Raw genomic sequence first — 19,940 nt, 5'->3', positions numbered from 1 at the left:
TTCCGGTGCGAAGGCAGTGAATGAATGACGCTTTAATGCGCCTCAGATTGCGGCTGCGGCAGTTGCGGCGATTGTGGCTGTGCATACCACCACATCGTCGTGATCCAGCCTTCCGCGCCATAGTACAGAGGCAAGGTTTTGGGCCACGCGAGACCTCGCTTGAAGGCGATCCGGTGCGTGGCGCTGTACCACTGCGGAATCACATAGTAGCCATGCATCAGCACGCGGTCGAGCGCATGCGTCGCGTCGACCAGTTGCTCGAGCGTCTGTGCACGCACGAGCGCTTTCAGGATCGCGTCGACGGCCGGCGACTTGAGTCCGATTATGTTGTCCGAGCCGGGCGTGTCCGCAGCCTTGCTGCCGTATCGTTCGATCTGCTCCGAGCCGGGCACCTGTACGTCCGGCATGCGGATCGTGGTCGTGTCGAAGTCGAATGAATCCAGACGCTTCTGATAGACCGCGAAGTCGGATACGCGAAACGTCGCCTTGATGCCCAGTTTTTGCAGGTTACGAATGTACGTTGCGACGATCGGCGACATCGCCGCTTCGGAGCTGGAGTCATCGAGAATTTCGAATTCGAATGGCTGGCCCTGGGCGTTACGCAACGCGTTGTCGCGATAGGTCCAGCCGGCCTGCTGCAACAGCGCGCGTGCCTGCAGCAGGTTGGCGCGCAGCGAACCCGGCGGATCGGTGTCCGGCTGCTTCGGCGGTGGACCGAATACCGCCGGATCGAGTTTTGCACGCCATGGATCGAGGAGCGCGAGTTCGCCTGGCGAAGGCAGACCCTTCGCCTGCAAATCCGTATTGGCGAAGAAACTGTCGATACGCGTGTACTGATTGAAGAACAACTGGCGGTTCAGCCACTGAAAATCGAACGCGAGATCGAGCGCCTTACGTACCCGCACGTCCTGGAACAATGGCCGGCGCAGATTGAGTATGAAGCCCTGCATGCCGGTGCCGTTATGCTGCGGAAATTCGCGCTTGATCAACTCGCCACTATCGAATTTCTTGCCGACGTCGCGCCGCACCCAATTGCGTGCGATGTATTCGACCATTGCATCGTATTCGCCCGCCTTGAACGCTTCCAGCCGCGCGACATTATCCGAATACAGCTTATAGACGATCCGATCGAAATTATTGGTGCCAACCCGCACCGGCAACGTCGCCCCCCAATAATTCGGATCGCGCCGATACGTAATCGTGCGACCGTTGTCGTACTGATCGATCAGATAAGGTCCGCTGGCAATCGGTTTTTCGAAGGCCAATTGATCGAACGCAATCCGGCTGCCGTCCGGCTTCATTCCCCACTTGCGTGAGAACACCGGCATGCTGCCCACCAGCAGCGGCAACTCGCGATTGCGTTGATGAAACTCGAAGCGGATCGTATGCGGATCCACGACTACCGCGCGCGTGATCTCGCCGAAGATCGATGCGAACTGCGGCGCGGCCTGCGGGCTCTTCAATGTGTCGAGCGAAAACTTGACGTCGTCGGCGGTAACCGGATCGCCGTTCGAAAAACGTGCGCGCGGATTGATATGGAAGGTGGTCGAGAGGCCGTCGGGCGCGATATTGATATCGTCGGCAAGCAAGCCGTAGGCGCTGGCCACTTCGTCGCTGCTGCCGATGGTCAGGCTCTCGAACAGCATCTCCAGGCCCGGGGCCGGATTGCCGCGCAGCGTGAACGGGTTGAATTTATCGAAGCTGGTGAGCCGGCTCGGATTGGCCATCACCAGCGTGCCGCCTTTGGGGGCATCCGGGTTGACGTAGTCGAAGTGCTTGAAACCCGCGGGATATTTCGGTTCGCCGTATTGGGCGATCGCATAGACCGCGTGGGCCGCGGGTGCCGCGAGCAGACCGGCCAGGACGAACCCGCCGCACAGCGCGGCGGCGCATGCCTCGCGCCAGGTGTGAGGCACAACCCGCGACACAACCTGCGGCACAACCGGTAGACCGACACGCGATAGCCTGTGAATCACACGGCACCAAAGTGCACGAGGCGTTTGAACCCATCGCGAGCCAGTTGTCATAAGGGCCTTGTTGGTCAGTAGGCAATTGCAATGTGAGAGGATTCTACCCAATAAAGCTGCGCAATCCGCACATCTCATCGCCGCGGCGTTGAGGTGCGTGGTAAGCAGACCTCATTGGGAGAATTCATTGGCTTCCCCGCTGGTAAGCCGATCCTGCCGCCGGCCTGCTGTCGAACCGTTCGATTGCGTATGGCATCGCGCAAGCCTGCCGGCGAGAAGGCGCCGAACTGGCATCCACATATACCGGCGAACGCTTTCAGAAGCGCATCACCAGGTTCGCCACCGAATCCGGCAACGACCTGTGTTCCCGTGCGACGTTGTCGACGACGACGTAGATAGCGGCTTTAATACGGTGGTCGGCGGCATCGCGACCATAGCCGACTAACCGGGCACGATGCACCGCGCCTGCAATGTTCACCGGGCACTTTCGGCTCGGTTTGCGGGTTTCGCGAGTGCAATAAAAAAACCGCCCGGAACGGGCGGTTTTTTTGACGCGGCAATCGCGTCGGCTCCAGCTTCTTAATGGCTCAATGCCAGCCGCGACGATTGTCGTAATGATCACGGCCGTAGTCGTAGCGGCCCGGCGGATGACGACGGTACCAGTCGTCACGCGCCCAGTAGCGGCGGCCATCCCAGTAGCGGTCGCCGTGCCAGCCGATCACAATCGCGGGGCCGCCGTAATACACGGGAGCCGGTTGGTAGACAACAGGCGGCGGAGGCGGCGGCGGCGGGGCATAGACCGGAGCCGGAGCGACGTAGACCGGCGCGGGGATACCGATGTTGACGCCGACGCTGAGACCGCCGGCCATTGCAGCACCCGACGCAGCCAACCCGAGAACCCCGATCAGAAGCGGAACAATACGTGCGGACTTCATTGATCACCCTTTTGAAGAATGTGTGTTGTTGGCCGAAATATAGCGCAAGGCAGCCGTCCGCGTATTTCAACTTTGTAATAACTGATGCATAACATCGCACCGCTGGCCGCCTCGTTACGTCTCGTTACATTGGACAAAGGTTTGGTGAAAAAGTCGTGGCGGCGTAATCGAGCCACCTCACTGTCGCCTCACTCTTAGGCACCCATCTGTTGGTAAATTGCCCCTGTTTCACTGCCCTCACTACCCTCGCCGCTGCTCCCTCCTACGCTAGGCCATCCGGTCGCCGACATCTGGATCACTTTCGCAACTGTGGCCTGCCGAATCACCTCAATCGGTAGGATATCGAAGTATTTTGGCGGTACGTGACAAGCCCGGATGAACGCCGGAACCCGTCCGCCCCCTACCCGATCGCCGTTCCCCTCCTGCACGTTCGCACAAACCCGATTCATGGGCGTCCGCCTTCGCCTTGTAAGACCAGATGGGATTGCAAAGCGCCTGGTCGTCCAATCGCTCCCAGCCGCGATTGCTACAACGCCCTGCCACGCTCTTCCGCACAGCCACCAAAACGAACATTTGATGTTCGAAAGAACATTTTCACAATTTCCCAAGGCCATCGGTCGTCCGACCTCAACGCCACCATGACATGCCACAAAAGGCTTAATTCAATAGATATCTCAAGAAACTCAACCACTTAATCCATGGTTTTCCCTGGTGCACCGACGCTCAGGCAGTGATACGATGACTGACACTAAACGCCGCTAAATGTTCGAATTCGCGCATACCTGCCGTTAGCGGCCAGTCAGCGGACACATTGGGTACGGAGACAGATTTTGAAAACAATCATTGGTTTGCGCTGGTGGATCATCGCGCTCGTGTGTGCCGGGACGATCGTCAACTATTTGTCGCGCAACGCCCTCGGTGTGATGGCGCCTCAGTTGACGCAGTTGTTGCACATGAGCACCAAGCAGTACTCATACGTGGTCGGTGCGTTCCAGGTCGGCTATACGATCATGCAGCCGGTATGCGGCCTCGTCATCGATCTGATCGGCTTGCGCCTTGGCTTTGCGCTGTTTGCCTGCCTTTGGTCGTTGACGGGCGTCCTGCATGGCTTCGCAAGTGGCTGGCTTTCGCTCGCGGCCTTGCGCGGACTCATGGGGTTGAGCGAGGCCGTCGCCATTCCGGCAGGCATGAAAGTGGTCGCGGAGTGGTTTCCCAATCGCGAGAAATCTGTGGCGGTGGGTTATTTCAATGCGGGCACGTCGCTCGGTTCGCTGCTCGCTCCCCCGCTCGTCGTCTTCCTGTCGCTGAGATACGGCTGGCAAAGCGCATTTGCGGTGACCGGCGCGCTCGGCTTCGTCTGGGCCGCCGCCTGGTACGTGCTATACCGCTCGCCGAGCGATCACCCGCGCATTGGCGAGGCCGAGCGCGAGACGATTGTCAGCGGGCAAACGCCGGGCGCGCCGCAGCGACGCAGCATCCGCGAAGTACTGCGTACGCGCCGCTTCTGGGCGATCGCACAGGCGCGTTTCTTCGCCGAACCCGCGTGGCAAACCTTCAGTTTCTGGATCCCCCTTTACCTCGCAACGCAGCGCCACATGGATCTGAAGCAGATCGCGCTGTTCGCGTGGCTGCCGTTTCTGGCCGCCGACCTCGGCGGACTGTTCGGCGGCTACCTGTCGCCGTTCCTGATGAAGCATTTCCGCATGCCGCTGATCGGCTCGCGAATCGCAGGCGTCGTGCTCGGCGCTTTCATGATGCTCGGACCCGCATGTATCGGTCTCGTCGCCTCGCCGTACCAGGCAATCGCGCTGTTCTGCGTGGGCGGCTTCGCGCATCAGATGATCTCGGCGCTCGTCAACACCCTGGCAGCCGACGTGTTCGACCCCAGCGAAGTCGGCACGGTCGCCGGATTTGCCGGGATGTCCGCGTGGATCGGCGGCCTGGGATTTTCGCTGCTGGTCGGCGCGCTCGCCGATTCGATCGGCTACACGCCGCTATTCGGCGCCCTCGGCGCGTTCGACCTGATCGGCGCCACCTTGCTGATCATTCTGATGCGCGGCGTCACTCGCGACGCGCGTCCGCATCAAGTCGACAACCATGCCAGCCCCGCTGCGTGACCTCACTCGAAGACCCATCATGCGTTCATTGACGAATCTGAAACATCCACCGCGCTTTTCGCTGGCCGCCCATGCCGGCAATCACATCGTTCTCGCCGCGCAGGAAAACTGCCGGATTGAACTGTTCGTTCTCGCCGACGACATCATCCGGGTACTCGTGTTGCCGGACGGCGAAACGCACGGTCCGCGGACGTGGTCCATCGCGCCGGGCGCGGACGACGTTCCGCTCGAAGGCCGCGAACGCCGGGACGTGAGCGATTTCACCCCACCCAGCTTCGACGTATCGGCCGACGCCGAGCAGGTTGTCATTGAAACGGCGCGCGTGCGTTTGACCGTCACGCTGGACGGCGGATTCTGCGCATGGGACATCCTGCACGACGCGGCGTGGCATCGCGTGATGAGCGATCGGAAGACCCAGGCGTACAACTTCGGCTGGTGGGATGCGCGCGCGTATCACTACATCGAGCGTCGCAAAGACGAAATGTATGTGGGTCTCGGAGAGCGCGCCGGTTCGCTCAACCGTGCGGACCAAACCTACGAAATGCGCAACATCGACGCGATGGGCTATAGCGCACGCACCACGGACCCGCTCTACAAGCACATCCCGTTCTACGTCACGTGGCAGCCGCACACGTCGACAGGATTCGGCCTGTTCTACGACACGCTCGCCGATTGCCGCTTCGACATGGGCCGCGAGCTCGACAACTATCACGGTCACTACCGGCACTTTGTCGCCGAACATGGCGACCTCGACTATTACTTCATCGCGTCGGCGGGTACGCCCTTGCAGGCGGTGCGCCGCTTTACGTGGCTGACCGGGCGCCCGGCCTGGATGCCGAAATGGGGCCTGGGCTACTCGGGCTCGACGATGAGCTATACCGACGCGCCCGACGCCCAGCAGCGAATGGGTGAATTCATCGAGCGCTGCCGCGAGCACGACGTGCTGTGCGATTCATTCCATTTGTCGTCGGGCTATACGTCGATCGGCGCGAAGCGTTATGTGTTCAACTGGAACCACGAGAAGTTTCCCGATATCGACGGCTTCGTGCAAAGCTATCTCGGGCATGGCGTGCGTCTGTGCGCGAACATCAAACCCTGTCTGTTGCAGGATCATCCGGCGTTCGACGAAGTGGCGCGCGCCGGCCTGCTGATCGCGTCGCGCAACGGCGATCCGGCATGGGTGCAGTTCTGGGACGAAGTGGGCGCGTATCTGGATTTTACGAACCCCGCCACCATCGACTGGTGGAAAGCCCGCGTGAAAGACAGCCTGTTGAAGCACGGCATCGCGGCAACCTGGAACGACAACAACGAATTCGAAATCTGGTCTCCCGACGCGATCGCTCAGGGCTTCGGCCAACCGTATCCGGCACGCGAGGCAAAGGTGCTGCAAACGCAGTTGATGATGCGCGCCTCGCACGAAGCGCAGCGCGAACATGCGCCCGAGCGTCGTCCGCTCCTCGTGTCCCGCTCAGGCGGGGTCGGCATGCAACGCTATGTGCAGACATGGTCCGGCGACAACTACACCTCGTGGGAAACGCTGCGCTTCAATCTGAAGATGGGCCTCGGACTCGCCATGTCCGGCGTGTCGAACAGCGGCCACGATATCGGCGGATTCTCGGGTCCGGCGCCGGGCCCGGAGTTGCTCGCCCGCTGGGTCGCCTTCGGCGTCTTCCTGCCGCGTTTCAGCATTCATTCCTGGAACGACGACGGTACGGTCAACGAACCCTGGATGCATCCCGAAATCACGCGGCAGGTGGCGGATCTGATCAAACTGCGCTACCGGCTGATCCCCTACCTGTATGAGTTGCTGTGGCAATCGCACAGCGCCTATGAGCCGGTATTGCGTCCGATGTTCGCCGAGTTCCCGCACGATCCGCGCTGTCTCGTCGACGGCGACGACATGATGCTGGGTTCGTCGATGCTGGTTGCACCGGTGGTCGAGCCAGGTCAATCGACGCGCGACGTTTATCTGCCGGCGGCCACGCATTGGGTGTCGTACTGGAGCGGCGAGGTGTTCGAAGGCGGTCAGACGGTGAACCTGCCGGCTCCATTCGAACAGCCGGCGACATTGCTGCGCGAGGGCAGCGTGATTCCGTTGAACATCGCTGAACAACACTTTGGCCGCCCCGCCGACGAACGTGCATTCATCGCCGTGCCGCACACCGGCACGGGCATCGCTCGCGGCGGTTGCATCGAAGACGACGGTGAAAGCGAAGCCTGGCGCACGGGCGCGCAAGGCCGCTGGAATGTAGCGATTACAAGCGACGCGAGCACCTTGCACATTTCAGTCGCGCGAGAAGGCTGGATTCAGCAGCCGCAGCAAGAAGTTCGACTGTTCGTGCCGGCAAGCGACGTGCGTGCGGTCGTTTGCACCGACGGCAAGCTGGTATCCGACCACATGGCTGACGGCTGGCGATGTCTGTCAATTTCCATCGCCCACTAATCACGCATGCATCACCGACCTGAAGTGCAACGCTCTATATCTAATCCGGAGACCTGCTAGCCATGAACTCATTGAAGCGCGCGCGTACACGCGCACTCGTCCTCTCGTGCCTGCCGTTGGCGGGCGCCGTGCTGTCGAACGGCGCGTCAGCGCAAAGTAGCGTGACGCTGTACGGCATCGTCGATAACGCCTTCAGCTACGCAAGCAACCAGAAGGGACACTCCAACTTCTACATGAGTCAAGGCAACTTGCAGGCAAGCAAGTTCGGCCTGCTCGGCGCGGAAGATCTTGGCGGCGGCACGAAGGCGATTTTCCGGCTCGAAAGCGGCTTCAACTCGCTGACTGGCGCACAAAGCAGCTCAGGCTACATTTTCAATCGACAGGCGTATGTCGGACTGAGCAATGACAAGTATGGGACGGTGACGCTAGGCCGCCAGTACACACCTTACTTCCAGATGGTCGGTGCACTTGGACCAACAGGTGTACTAACGGGTGCCACAGGCGCTCACCCCGGCGACCTCGACGCACTCGACACCACGTTGCGCCTCAACAACTCGGTAACCTACCTGTCACCGAACCTCGCCGGTTTGCAATTCAGCGCGCAGTACGGTCTGGGCGGCGTGCCGGGCAGCGTGGCGAGCGGCAGCCAGTTCAGCGCCGCGGCTCGCTACGACTACCAGCCGTTTGCGATCGCGGTGGGCTATGTGAAACTGAAAGACATCGCAACGAGCCAGGCGCTCGGCACCTATGCCGTCAACTCGCCGGTAAACAGCGGCTATGCGACGGCCCGCAGCGCGCAGCTTTTCGCCGCGGCGGCTCGCTACACCCACCAGGACCTGATGGTCGGTGTGAACTATTCGAACGTGCAATACACGCCGGGCTCCGGTTCGCTATTCACCGACGAGGGTGTGTTCAATACGTACGGCGTGATTTCCACGTACAGGATCACGTCTGCCGTGACTGTCGGTGCGGGTTATAGCTACACGCAGGCGAGCAAGGCGAATGGCATCGACGATGCCGCCCGCTATCACCAGATTTCGCTCGAGCAGACGTACAACCTCTCCACCCGTACCACGATATATGCACTGGAGGCGTATCAGCACGCACGCGGCAAGACGCTGGTTTCGGCGGGTACCGGGACGGGCATTACTGACGCCGTGGCTGTTGTCGGCGACTCGCAGAATACGACGCCGTCGTCAGGCCCGTCGCAATTCGTCGGCATGGTGGGGTTGCGGCACGCGTTTTGATGTCGACGGCAGCTTGAGTGCCGCTTCAGAGTGAGGGAAACTCTGGAGCGGAAAAAACAAAACCCCGCAGAGCCTAGACTCTGCGGGGTTTGCCGCCATTGCTGGCGGAGACGGAGGGATTCGAACCCTCGATCCAGGTTTTGGCCCAGATGCTCCCTTAGCAGGGGAGTGCCTTCGACCTCTCGGCCACGTCTCCCAAACTTTCGGTTGCGCAGGGAGTCAGCGCAACGAAGCCAAGATAATAGCGGGCCGCACCGCGAAGGTCAATGTCTACCGGACATTTTTTGTGCCAGTTTTGTCATCACCGACGCAATTTATTCACATTGGCCGGCCATACCGTCGAGCATTCAGAGGTGAGACGCGCTTGTACGTCCCACCTCGTGCAACAAATTACGCTTGATCCAGTTCGAACGCTTTATGCAGCGCGCGCACGGCGAGCTCCATGTACTTCTCGTCGATCAGTACCGATATCTTGATTTCGGAAGTCGAGATCATCTGGATGTTGATGCCCTCCTCCGACAGCGTGCGGAACATCGTGCTCGCAATACCCACATGCGAACGCATGCCGACGCCGACCACCGACACCTTCGACACCTTCGGATCGCCCAGCACCTGCTCAGCCTGCACGTGGCCCTTCACCTGGCTCGTGAGGATGTCCATGGCGCGCTGATAGTCGCCGCGGCCAACCGTGAACGTGAAGGCGGTTTTGCCCTCGACGCTCTGGTTCTGGATGATCATGTCGACGTCGATATTCGCGTCCGCCACCGGGCCGAGAATCTGATACGCGATGCCCGGCTTATCGGGCACACCCATCACGGCGATACGAGCTTCGTCGCGCTGGAACGCGATGCCTGAGATGACTGCTTTTTCCATGGTCTCGTCTTCTTCAAAAGTAATCAGGGTGCCCGACTTCATTTCAGCGTCGAGCGGGATGAGCGGATCGGTCAGGCTCGACAGCACACGCGTCTTCACCTGATATTTGCCGGCGAATTCCACCGAGCGGATCTGCAGCACCTTGGAACCCAGGCTTGCCATTTCCAGCATCTCTTCGAACGTCACGCGATCGAGGCGGCGTGCACCGTCCACCACACGCGGGTCGGTCGTGTAGACGCCGTCGACGTCCGTGTAAATCAGGCACTCGTCGGCTTTCAATGCGGCAGCGACCGCAACAGCGGAGGTATCCGAACCGCCGCGGCCGAGCGTAGTGATATTGCCCTCAGGGTCAATGCCCTGAAAGCCCGTGATCACCACGACTTTGCCCGCTTCGAGATCGCGCAGCACGCGCTCGCCGTCGATTTCGCTGATGCGCGCTTTCGTGAACGCGCTATCCGTTTTGACCGGCACTTGCCAGCCGGCATAGCTGACCGCGTCGACGCCGGCTTCCTGCAACGCGATAGCGAGCAGTCCTGAGCTGACCTGCTCGCCGGTAGCGGCAATCATGTCGAGTTCGCGCGGGCTCGGCTGGCCCGTGATTTCTTTCGCGAGACCGAGCAAGCGGTTGGTTTCGCCGGACATCGCCGACGGCACGACGACCATCTTGTGGCCAGCCTTGTGCCATTTCGCGACGCGCTTGGCGACGTTCTTGATGCGCTCGACCGAGCCCATCGAGGTGCCGCCGTATTTATGTACGATGAGTGCCATTGTCGTTCTGAACTGGAGGATAAACCGCGCTGGCGCGCTGGAGACGACCGCACAAAAGCACAGGGAGCGCAACGTCTTGTGAACGACGGCAAAGTGTGTGGCGGCGTAAATGCAGCACGCGTGCAGCACGCGCGGATTTGCCCGGGAATGATCGCTAGTGGCTGACCGGATACGACGGATCACGCTCGCAAACCGGCTATGGCGACGACAGCGAAGGCGAAATCGGGTCGGGCAAACGAGTTAAATTACCCGATCGTGCGCAAAAAGACAAGCCAAAATGGCCGTCGAATGCTCCGTATTTTCGGCTGGAAAGGCGTATCCGGCGCGCTTTTGCGCCCTTTTGCTCCCGCTCCCGAAGATTCACCGGATGGATAAGCCGCCCGTCCGACTGGCCGGTCAGGCGATCAGCAAGTCGTCGCGCCAGATGATCCTGATGCGTTGTTCCGTCGCATCGACCTGTGCGGGCAACGCAGCGCGATTCAGGCCGAGCAGGGGCACGAACAGCAGGTCGCCGCCTACGTAAAGCAGCGGCACGTCGCGCTTCCATGCGGGAATGCCGCGCTCCTGGAACAGATTTTTCAGCGTTCGGCTCGGGCCGCCTGGCGCAGCGTTGGTCCGCATCCGTTCGCCGCCGACGCGCGAGCGCGCACTCAACAATGCCCGGCGTAGAACGCTCACGGGAAGCGTATCGGGATCCGCTCCCAGATTCACCTCGACAGCGACGAACACAAATGTGCCCCGCCATTGGGGCAAACGCCAGACCGCTTCGCCGTGCCATGCAAGTTCGCTGATTGCACGCCCGGCGAGCGCGGTTTCGTCGGCGGGTTCGCTGCTATCGCCCGCTTCCCAATAGATGAGGCCGCGATAACTGCGCAACGCCTGCCCCGCATGATCGATACGCAGACTATGGCCCTCGCCTGCTGCGCCGACTTCGCGCAACTGGCGCAACGCGTCAGTAAGACGCGCGGTCGATGCGGCAATGAGACCCCTGGTACGCATCCAGTAACGCAGCAAATTGAGCGCACGATCGTCGTCGAGAGCGAGCAGCGCGTCATGCGATAACGCACGGCCGTCATCGCGCACGGCTTCGTTCAGATCGATGCGCGCGAGCTCGTCGAGCAGACGTTGCGCCGATGCCGCATGCGCCGCGGTGCGCGCGAGGGCGTCGCGAAAACCAGGAAAATGGACGGCCAGCGCCGGCGTGACCTCGTGGCGCAATGCGTTGCGCGCGTAACGGGTGTCGGCGTTCGACTCGTCGTCGATCCAGCGCAGAGCGCGGGCGCTCGCATACTGTTCGAGTTGGGCACGCAGCAAATGCAGCAAAGGTCTCACGCGCACCGCGGCGGCACCAGTCGGCAAGTATTCGGGCGCCATCGCGGCAAGACCCGCGAGGCCCGCGCCGCGCAGCAACTGCAATAGCACCGTCTCCGCCTGATCGTCTGCGTGTTGCGCGAGCCAGAGCATGTGAACGGCGCGTGTTGCGCACATGGCGTCCAGCGCGCGATAACGCGCATTGCGCGCAGCCGCCTCGACACTCACCCCCGCATCACGCGGCACCTCGACGCGCTGCGCAGCGAACTCGACACCACGTTCACGCGCGAATGCTTCACAGTGCGCGAGCCATTCGTCGGCGTGAGCGCTCAGGCCATGATGCACATGCAGCGCGACACAGCGCGACGCACCCGCGACCCGCACCGCCGCATCGAGCAGCACAGTCGAGTCGACGCCGCCACTGAACGCCACCGCAATGCGCCCATCGGCAGGCAGCGCGGACAGCGCCACGCCGACCGCCCCGAGAACGAGGCGGTCGGCGGGAGAATCGGCGGTGGGAGTCACGTCGTTAGCGCGCGAAGCGCCGAAGGACGAAAGAAAACGCGCGCGGGTTTAAGCACCCGGCGTGGTTTCCTTGAATTTGCCGTACGCCATCAACCGTTCGAAACGGCGTTGACGCAGGTCGTTGATGCTCATGCCCTGGAACTGGCGCAGCGAATCGGCGAGCGCACGGCGCAACATGGCGGCCATGCCCTTCGGATCGCGATGCGCGCCGCCGAGCGGCTCGTTGACGATCTTGTCGATCAGACCGAGCGCCTTCAGACGATGCGCGGTCAAGCCAAGCGCTTCCGCGGCTTCCGGCGCTTTCGCGGCGCTCTTCCACAAGATCGACGCGCAGCCTTCCGGCGAAATCACCGAGTAGGTCGAGAACTGCAGCATCAGCACGCTATCGCCGACGGCAATCGCGAGCGCGCCGCCCGAACCGCCTTCACCGATGATCGTGGCGATCAGCGGCGTCTTCAGTTCAGCCATCACGTACAGATTGCGGCCGATCGCTTCGGACTGGCCACGCTCTTCCGCGCCGATACCCGGGTACGCGCCCGGCGTGTCGATGAACGTGAAAATCGGCAAGCCGAACTTCTCGGCGAGGCGCATCAGGCGTTCGGCCTTGCGATAGCCTTCCGGACGCGGCATGCCGAAGTTGCGCAGTGCGCGCTCCTTGGTGTCGCGGCCCTTCTGATGGCCGATCACCATGCAGGCCTGGCCGTTGAAACGCGCGAGGCCGCCGACGATCGACAGGTCGTCCGCATAGTTGCGGTCGCCGTGCAGCTCGTGGAAATCGGTGAACAACTCGTTCACGTAATCGAACGTGTACGGGCGCTGGGGGTGTCGGGCGATTTGCGAAACCTGCCACGGGGTGAGGTTCGCGTACAGATCTTTAGTGAGCTGTTGGCTCTTCTTGGACAGCCGCTCGATCTCTTCCGAAATATCGACGGCCGAATCGTCCTGCACGAAGCGCAATTCTTCGATCTTCGCTTCGAGTTCAGCGATCGGCTGTTCGAAATCCAGAAAGGTGGTCTTCATTGGTTGTAATCCTTGGACTTACCGGCAGCGCGTATTCTAACCGCGCTCGCCGATGTCAAAACCATTTCGCAACTATCAATTTTTAACAATTGATAGTTTTTTGAAACAGCATTGCTTCTTGTTCTTTAGTAGTCGATCGGCAACGGATCGAGACTACGCCACATATACCAGGTGGCGACGGTACGCCACGGCTCCCAGTTTGCCGCAACCTCCCGCGCTTCGCTGCGCGTAACCGGCTCGCCGCTAAAGTAATTGACGCTGATTGCACGAATCAGACCGAGGTCGTCGAGCGGCAGCACATCCGGGCGCGACAGATTGAAAATCAGGAACATTTCCGCGGTCCAGCGGCCAATGCCGCGGATCTGCGTGAGTTCGGCAATCACCGCCTCGTCGTCCATCGAGGTCCACTTGCCGACGTGCAGCGCGCCCGACACGAAGTGCTGCGCGAGATCGAGCACGTATTCCGCCTTGCGCCTGGAAAGCCCGCACCCGGTCAGCTTGTCCTGACCGAGTTTGATGAACTGTTGCGGCACGAGCTTCGGGCACGCTGCCTCGACTTTCGCCCAGACCGCTTGCGCGGACGCCACCGAAATCTGCTGCCCGACCACCGAACGCGCGAGCGTGACGAACGGGTCGCCCCGGCTCAGCAGATGCACCGGGCCGAACTTCGGAATCAGCTTCTTCAGAATACGGTCGCGCTTGACGAGGTCCGCACACGCCTTGTCCCAATACGCCGGGCGGCTGACTTCGGGCGTGAGGCCGCCGATCTGCACCGGCATCGCGACTTCGGCAGCGCCTGCTGCTTCGCCGCCCGCACTCGATGACGCGCGCGTCTTGCGCACGACTTCGCCTTCGTGCCCTTCATGCGTAATGCGTTCGAGCGCCTGTACCTCGTCAGCGAGTTCGGCGGGCAATGCGCCATTGCTTTTTGCGCGCGGTGCTTTGGCCCGTTTTGAAGCAGCCGCCGGCGCCGACGCGCCGTTCAACGCGCGTTTGACCGCGGGCTTCTTCGCCGCGCCTGCCGCTGCGCCCGCCGTGACACGCGTGCCCGTCTTCGCCGCGACACCGGCGGCTTTCGACGATGCTTTCTTTACCGCGCCGCTGCCCGCACGAGCCGACGTTCGTGTCGACTTTGCTGCGGCTGCCGCGTTTGTTTGAGACGTGGCTCGTTTAGCCGGCGTCTTCGTGGCCGTTGCCATCCTGCCTCCTGCCTGGCGAGTCGATCAGAGGGAAGTACGAGGTGCGCTCACACGCGCCGCCACTCGGTCAACCCGCCGGGTTTGTCTTCAAGTGCAACGCCGGCTTCGAGCAATTCGGCCCGGATCCGGTCTGCTGCCGCATAGTCTTTCGCCTGCTTGGCTGCCACGCGCGCGGCGATCTTCGCTTCGATCGCGGCGGGCTCGAGCGCGCCTTGCGCAGCGGCGCCCGCAGCCTGTTGCAGGTAGGCACGCGGCTCCCGGCCGAGCAAGCCGAGCACTTGCGCGAGCTGGCGCAATTGACGGGCCAGCGCGGGGTCGCGCGCGCGGTTCACTTCAGTTGCCAACTCGAACAACACCGACACTGCAACCGGCGTGTTGAAGTCGTCGTTCATTGCCGCCTGAAAACGCTGCGCATGCGCTTCGTTCCAGTCGAGCTCCGCGCTGTCCGGCGTGACGTCTTTCAGCGCGGTGTACAAACGTGCGAGCGCGTTGCGAGCGTCGTCGATATGCACGTCGCTGTAATTCAACGGCGAGCGGTAATGCGCACGCGCGATGAAAAACCGCACAACCTCGGCATCGTACTGCGCCAATACTTCGCGGATCGTAAAGAAGTTGTTCAACGACTTCGACATCTTCTCATTGTCGATCTGCACGTAGCCGTTGTGCATCCAGTAATTGACGAAGGTTTGTCCGGTGGCGGCTTCGCTTTGTGCAATCTCGTTCTCATGGTGCGGAAACTGCAGATCCTGCCCGCCGCCATGAATGTCGAAATGCTCGCCGAGCAAGGTGCAGCCCATGGCCGAGCATTCGATATGCCAGCCTGGCCGGCCGCGCCCGTATTTCGATTCCCAGCCGGTGTCCGCCGGCTCCTCCGGCTTCGCCTGCTTCCACAGCACGAAGTCGAGCGGGTCCTGCTTCGCGTCGTTCGCCGCGACGCGCTCACCGGCGCGCAGATCCTCGAGCGACTTGCCCGACAGCTTGCCGTAGCCCGCGAACTTGCGCACCGCATAGTTCACGTCGCCGTCGGCCGCCTGATACGCGTAGCCGTTCGCCTCGAGCTTCTCGATCATGCCGAGCATCTGCGGAATGAAATCGGTGGCGCGCGGCTCCAGATCGGGCCGCTCGATGCCGAGTGCGTCCGCGTCTTCGTGCAAGGCCTTGATGAAGCGATCGGTCAGCGCTTTGATCGTCTCGCCGTTCTCGAGCGCGCGGCGGATGATCTTGTCGTCAATATCCGTGATGTTGCGCACGTAGGTCACGTCGTAACCGAGCGTGCGCAACCACCGTTGCACGATGTCGAACACGACCATCACGCGCGCGTGACCGACATGACAATAGTCGTATACGGTCATGCCGCAGACGTACATCCGCACGACGCCATCCTGCAGCGGCACGAAAGTTTGCTTGTCACGCGCGAGCGTGTTGTAGATGCGCAGTGATTCCATAGAGAACGGTGCGTTGGCCGAAAGAAATCCGCAATGTGTTTCGTGCTGTTTCGCGCATGAGGCGCCCCGCGAGAAGACAGCGGGTGCGTTCCGTAACGCAACAGGCAACAGCAGCAAACCGGTGCATCTGGTGCGGCGGTCAGGCTGCGGTCAAGGCGGAGACGACCACGAGTGGCGAAAAGACAGTTTGCGGTTCGACGGAACGCGCAGACCTTTTGTTAGAATGGGTCGGAGTATAACATCCAGACCTGAGCCTATGAAACCTTCCAGCGGCCGCGCGCGCAGCGCTGCGACCCTCGCCGCGACGGCATTCTGCGCCGTCGCCCTCACGGTCTTGCCGGCTGCTGCGGCGTACGCGCAAAAAGCCTCCACGCTGCCGCAAGGGCCCGCCGTGCGTGACAACACGCCGGAGATCGACGCGTCGATTACGCAGAAGAACTGGCAAACCGCGCTCACCCAGCTCGACGCGCGCATTGCCTCGAATCCGCACGACGCGCAGGCAAAGTTCAAGCGCGCCACGGTGCTGGCCCACCTGAATCGCGACGAGGACGCAATCGCCGCCTTCACCGAACTCACGCAACTGTATCCCGAGCTGCCCGAGCCGTATAACAACCTGGCGGCGCTCTATGCAAAGCACGGCCGTTACGCCGAAGCGCGCGCCGCGCTCGAAACGGCGACCAAGGTGAATCCGGGCTACGGCCTCGCCTATGAGAATCTGGGCGACCTGTATCTGCGCATGGCCAACGAAGCCTACCGTCGCGCGCAGAGCCTCGGCAAAGCCAGCGCCACGACCAGCCAACGCCTCGCTGACATCCAGAACGTCATTTCGCCGCCCAAGGGCAAAACGCCGGCCAAACAGGCCGCCGCGCCTGTCGAGGCGAGCGCGCCGCACTCGAGCGCGGACATGACGCAAACGCCGAGCTTCCAGTACGGTGGCACCAATGGTTCGTTTGCCATGCCGCCCTACGTGGCGCCGTCGCAGTAACACGGTCATCGTTTTCGGCAACACGTTTTTTCCAACCCTGAGGATCTTCATGAAATGGTTGATGTTGGCGCTCGGCAGCGCCGCCCTGATCGCAAATGCCCCCGCCTTTGCCCAGTCCGGTTCGCAGGCCGCGCACCCGTCCGTCCTCTTCAAGACCACCGAAGGCGACATCCGTGTCGAGCTGTATCCTGAGAAGGCGCCGAAAACCGTCGCCAACTTCCTCGACTACGTGAAATCCGGCCAGTACAGCGGCACGATTTTCCATCGCGTGATTCGCGGCTTCATGATTCAGGGCGGCGGTTATACGCAGAGCTTCGCTGAAAAGCCCACGCGCGCGCCGATTCCGCTCGAAAGCCGTAACGGTCTGAAGAACACCGTCGGCACGCTCGCGATGGCGCGCACCAGCGATCCGAATTCGGCTACCGCGCAGTTCTTCATCAACACCGTCGACAACGCCGGCCTCGACTATCCGAATCCGGACGGCAACGGCTACGCGGTATTCGGCAAAGTCACGAGCGGCATGGACGTCGTGAAGAAGATCGAAGGCACGCCCACCACCACGCGCGGCCCGATGAGCGACGTGCCGCAGAAGCAGGTCGTGATCGAATCGGCCACGGTTGTCAGCAAGTAACCGAACACATCCGGATAAAGCAGAACAAAAGAGCAGCACCCGGCACGCTGCACACGAAGTCAACGATAACTGATAACTCTACGCACCCGGCGCGGCCCGTCGTCATTGCATCTCACATGACGGGCGGCCACGCCTTTTACTCACCCCGATCATCAAAGGATTCCATCATGGTTGAACTGCACACGAACCACGGCGTCATCAAACTCGAACTGGACGCTGAAAAGGCGCCGAAGTCGGTTGAGAACTTCCTCAACTACGTGAAGGCCGGCCACTACGACAACACGGTATTCCACCGCGTGATCGACGGCTTCATGATCCAGGGCGGCGGTTTCGAACCCGGCATGAAGCAGAAGCCGACGGCAGAGCCGATCAACAACGAAGCGAACAACGGTCTGAAGAACGTCAACGGCTCGATCGCGATGGCTCGTACGAACGATCCGCACTCGGCAACGGCGCAATTCTTCATCAACGTGAACGACAACGACTTCCTGAACCACTCGTCGCCGACGCCGCAGGGCTGGGGCTACGCCGTGTTCGGCAAGGTCGTCGAAGGCATGGACATCGTCGAGAAGATCAAGAAGGTCAAGACGGGTTCGAAGGGCTTCCATCAGGACGTGCCGGCCGACGACGTCGTGATCGAAAAAGCAGTGATCGTCGACTAAGCGTCCGATCAGGGCCACCCCGTTTGAACTGAAATCAGGCACCTTCAATGCTGCAAGAAACGCCGCTGCGAAGCGTCGCCGCGGGCGTGCCTGGCGAGGGCAAACGCCCGCACGCCGCACGCCCGTTTTTTTTCCTCTCCGATATTCATCTGAGCGAGGCGATTCCGCACACCGTCGCCGCGTTTGAACATTTCATTCGCGTCACGGCCGAGCAGGCGGATTCGGTTTTCATTCTCGGCGATCTGTTCGAGTACTGGATCGGCGACGACATGCTTGTCGAGCCGTTCGCCGCGCGAATGGCAGCGTTGCTGCACACCTTGTCGGAGCGCGGCATCGCGCTTTACATCATGCACGGCAACCGCGATTTTCTGCTCGGCAAGCGCTTCATGAAAGCAGCCGGCGCAATCTGGCTGCCCGACCCGTTCGTGATCACCGCATTCGGCACACGCATCATCCTCGCGCATGGCGACGGCCTCTGCACCGCGGATCGCGGTTATCAGTATTTCCGGCGCCTTGCGCGCTGCCGTCTGGCGCAGATGCTGTTTCTCGCGTGGCCGTTTCGCTGGCGTCAAGCGCTGGCGGAAAACATGCGCTCGAAAAGTGAGCAAGGCCGTTTGCGCCCGATTTCAGCGAAATATGACGTGACGGCGAAGGCCGTCGCTGCGTTATTCAAGTCGTCGAAAACGGCCACGATGATTCATGGGCACACGCACCGGCCGGCGCGGCATCGCGAACCGGACGGCACACGCTGGGTTTTGCCGGATTGGGAACTCGACCACGGCGAGCGCCGTGGCGGTTATCTGCGGATCGACGCGGAAGGAATTCGGGCGTTGCCGCTGGATTGAGCTGGGCGCGCGGATGGAGCGGTGACCGTGCGCATGGGCATGTGCACGTCCATGATTCGCCGGTGCCTTGCGCGAGGTGTTCTCGTGCACCGGCGGAGAACTAGCGTGCCGCCACCCCTTCGGCTTTTCCCGCAATCGCGGCCGACAGGCGTCGCAAGTCGAGCAACGCCGCATCGGCGCCTTGCAGCCCCTCCAGACTTGTTCCCAGCCGCTCCAGCGCGTCGACGATTTCGTCGATACGCTTCGATTGCGTGGCGGCGTGATCGATCAGGCCGTGAATCGCCAACGAAACCGGGTCGTCCGCATTCGGTGTGATGCCGTAGGCGCAGAATCCGCTGCTTTCAGACGCGCGTTTGGCTTCCTGCGCTGCGCCGCCGGGCTGCGCACCGGACCCCGCCGCCGGAACGATGATCCGTGCAGGATTGCCCACCGCCGTGCCGCGTGCCGGCACTGGCTTCGTGACCACCGCATTCGAACCGATCTTCGCATCCGCGCCAATCGTGAAACCGCCGAGCACCTTCGCGCCGGCGCCGACGATCACGCCGCGCTCGAGCGTCGGATGGCGCTTCGCACCCCGTGTGAGCGACGTACCACCGAGCGTCACGCCCTGGTAGATCGTGCAGTCGTCGCCTATTTGCGCGGTCTCGCCAATCACGACGCCCATGCCGTGGTCGATGAACACGCGGCGGCCAAGCGTCGCGCCTGGATGGATTTCGATGCCGGTCATGAAACGCGCCATCTGCGAGATGAAACGCGCGAGCCAGCGGCGCCTCGCCTGCCAGCATCCATGCGCGAGCCGGTGCAGCACGAGGGCGTGCAGACCCGGGTAACACGTGAGGACTTCCCAGGCGCTGCGGGCGGCGGGATCGCGCTCGCGGATCGTGGCAATGTCTTCGCGAAGTCTCGTGAACATGGCAGGGACTGTGTCGTGGGGGAAGGGACCGCAGGCGTGAAACACCACGCATCG

General features: G+C 61.8%; 15 protein-coding genes, 1 tRNA gene and 1 pseudogene. 8 read left to right on the top strand and 9 right to left on the bottom strand.

All coding sequences use genetic code 11. The features are described 5' to 3' along the window. Positions 1-32 precede the first annotated feature (32 nt). On the bottom strand, positions 33-2,027 hold the full coding sequence (locus GH665_RS07835; protein ID WP_153135378.1) for an extracellular solute-binding protein: 1,995 nt from the start codon (positions 2,025-2,027) through the stop codon (positions 33-35). Positions 2,028-2,153: 126 nt separating this feature from the next. Here GH665_RS07835 and GH665_RS07830 point away from each other — a divergent pair. After that, positions 2,154-2,355, top strand: a pseudogene (locus tag GH665_RS07830) (SDR family oxidoreductase); the annotation flags it as partial. A gap of 199 nt (positions 2,356-2,554) precedes the next feature. On the opposite strand, the gene GH665_RS07825 reads toward GH665_RS07830, so the two are convergent. After that, positions 2,555-2,902: a hypothetical protein gene (locus tag GH665_RS07825; protein WP_153135377.1), complete on the bottom strand. Its 348-nt coding sequence runs from the start codon at positions 2,900-2,902 to the stop codon at positions 2,555-2,557. A gap of 830 nt (positions 2,903-3,732) precedes the next feature. Here GH665_RS07825 and GH665_RS07820 point away from each other — a divergent pair. The 3 genes from GH665_RS07820 (at position 3,733) to GH665_RS07810 (ending at position 8,709) form a co-directional block, all read left to right on the top strand. After that, complete coding sequence (locus tag GH665_RS07820) at positions 3,733-5,019, top strand: MFS transporter (RefSeq protein ID WP_153135376.1); 1,287 nt, start codon at positions 3,733-3,735, stop codon at positions 5,017-5,019. A gap of 19 nt (positions 5,020-5,038) precedes the next feature. Beyond that, positions 5,039-7,462, top strand: a complete 2,424-nt coding sequence (locus tag GH665_RS07815; RefSeq protein WP_153135375.1) for a glycoside hydrolase family 31 protein — start codon at positions 5,039-5,041, stop codon at positions 7,460-7,462. 62 nt (positions 7,463-7,524) lie between these two features. Further along, entirely contained in the window at positions 7,525-8,709 is a 1,185-nt protein-coding gene (locus GH665_RS07810; protein ID WP_153135374.1) for a porin, read from the top strand. Between the two features lie 102 nt (positions 8,710-8,811). On the opposite strand, the gene GH665_RS07805 is transcribed toward GH665_RS07810, so the two are convergent. The 6 genes from GH665_RS07805 to cysS all read right to left on the bottom strand — a co-directional run bounded on the left by GH665_RS07805 (position 8,812) and on the right by cysS (position 15,850). Next, a tRNA-Ser gene (locus GH665_RS07805) sits at positions 8,812-8,905 on the bottom strand. A gap of 194 nt (positions 8,906-9,099) precedes the next feature. Continuing rightward, the gene (locus GH665_RS07800) at positions 9,100-10,350 is read right to left on the bottom strand and encodes an aspartate kinase (protein ID WP_028199562.1); all 1,251 of its coding nucleotides are present in this window, start codon (positions 10,348-10,350) and stop codon (positions 9,100-9,102) included. A gap of 396 nt (positions 10,351-10,746) precedes the next feature. Beyond that, entirely contained in the window at positions 10,747-12,186 is a 1,440-nt protein-coding gene (tilS, locus tag GH665_RS07795) for a tRNA lysidine(34) synthetase TilS (protein ID WP_153135373.1), read from the bottom strand. Between the two features lie 48 nt (positions 12,187-12,234). Continuing rightward, positions 12,235-13,206: an acetyl-CoA carboxylase carboxyltransferase subunit alpha gene (locus GH665_RS07790; RefSeq protein WP_028199560.1), complete on the bottom strand. Its 972-nt coding sequence runs from the start codon at positions 13,204-13,206 to the stop codon at positions 12,235-12,237. A 125-nt stretch (positions 13,207-13,331) separates the two neighbouring features. Beyond that, complete coding sequence (locus GH665_RS07785) at positions 13,332-14,405, bottom strand: endonuclease III domain-containing protein (protein ID WP_153135372.1); 1,074 nt, start codon at positions 14,403-14,405, stop codon at positions 13,332-13,334. Positions 14,406-14,452: 47 nt separating this feature from the next. Next, positions 14,453-15,850 carry a cysteine--tRNA ligase gene (gene cysS, locus GH665_RS07780; RefSeq protein ID WP_153135371.1) on the bottom strand — a complete coding sequence of 466 codons (1,398 nt, stop codon included), beginning with the start codon at positions 15,848-15,850 and terminating at the stop codon, positions 14,453-14,455. Between the two features lie 256 nt (positions 15,851-16,106). Between cysS and GH665_RS07775 the strand changes: the two genes are divergently transcribed. From GH665_RS07775 to GH665_RS07760, 4 genes are all read left to right on the top strand, one after another. After that, complete coding sequence (locus GH665_RS07775; protein WP_153135370.1) at positions 16,107-16,835, top strand: tetratricopeptide repeat protein; 729 nt, start codon at positions 16,107-16,109, stop codon at positions 16,833-16,835. Positions 16,836-16,884: 49 nt separating this feature from the next. Next, a complete protein-coding gene (locus tag GH665_RS07770) occupies positions 16,885-17,466 on the top strand; it encodes a peptidylprolyl isomerase (protein WP_153135369.1) in 582 nt (193 codons plus the stop codon). Positions 17,467-17,633: 167 nt separating this feature from the next. Beyond that, positions 17,634-18,128: a peptidylprolyl isomerase gene (locus GH665_RS07765; protein ID WP_042322861.1), complete on the top strand. Its 495-nt coding sequence runs from the start codon at positions 17,634-17,636 to the stop codon at positions 18,126-18,128. Between the two features lie 47 nt (positions 18,129-18,175). Further along, positions 18,176-18,973 (top strand): UDP-2,3-diacylglucosamine diphosphatase, encoded by a 798-nt coding sequence (locus GH665_RS07760; protein ID WP_153135368.1) that lies wholly within the window; start codon positions 18,176-18,178, stop codon positions 18,971-18,973. 100 nt (positions 18,974-19,073) lie between these two features. Here the strand turns inward: GH665_RS07760 and cysE are convergent, their stop codons facing one another. Next, positions 19,074-19,886 (bottom strand): serine O-acetyltransferase, encoded by an 813-nt coding sequence (gene cysE, locus GH665_RS07755; protein WP_153135367.1) that lies wholly within the window; start codon positions 19,884-19,886, stop codon positions 19,074-19,076. Positions 19,887-19,940 lie beyond the last annotated feature (54 nt).

The organism is Paraburkholderia agricolaris (genome assembly GCF_009455635.1).
Classification (GTDB): domain Bacteria; phylum Pseudomonadota; class Gammaproteobacteria; order Burkholderiales; family Burkholderiaceae; genus Paraburkholderia; species Paraburkholderia agricolaris.
This window is presented reverse-complemented; position numbering and strand designations above follow the sequence as displayed.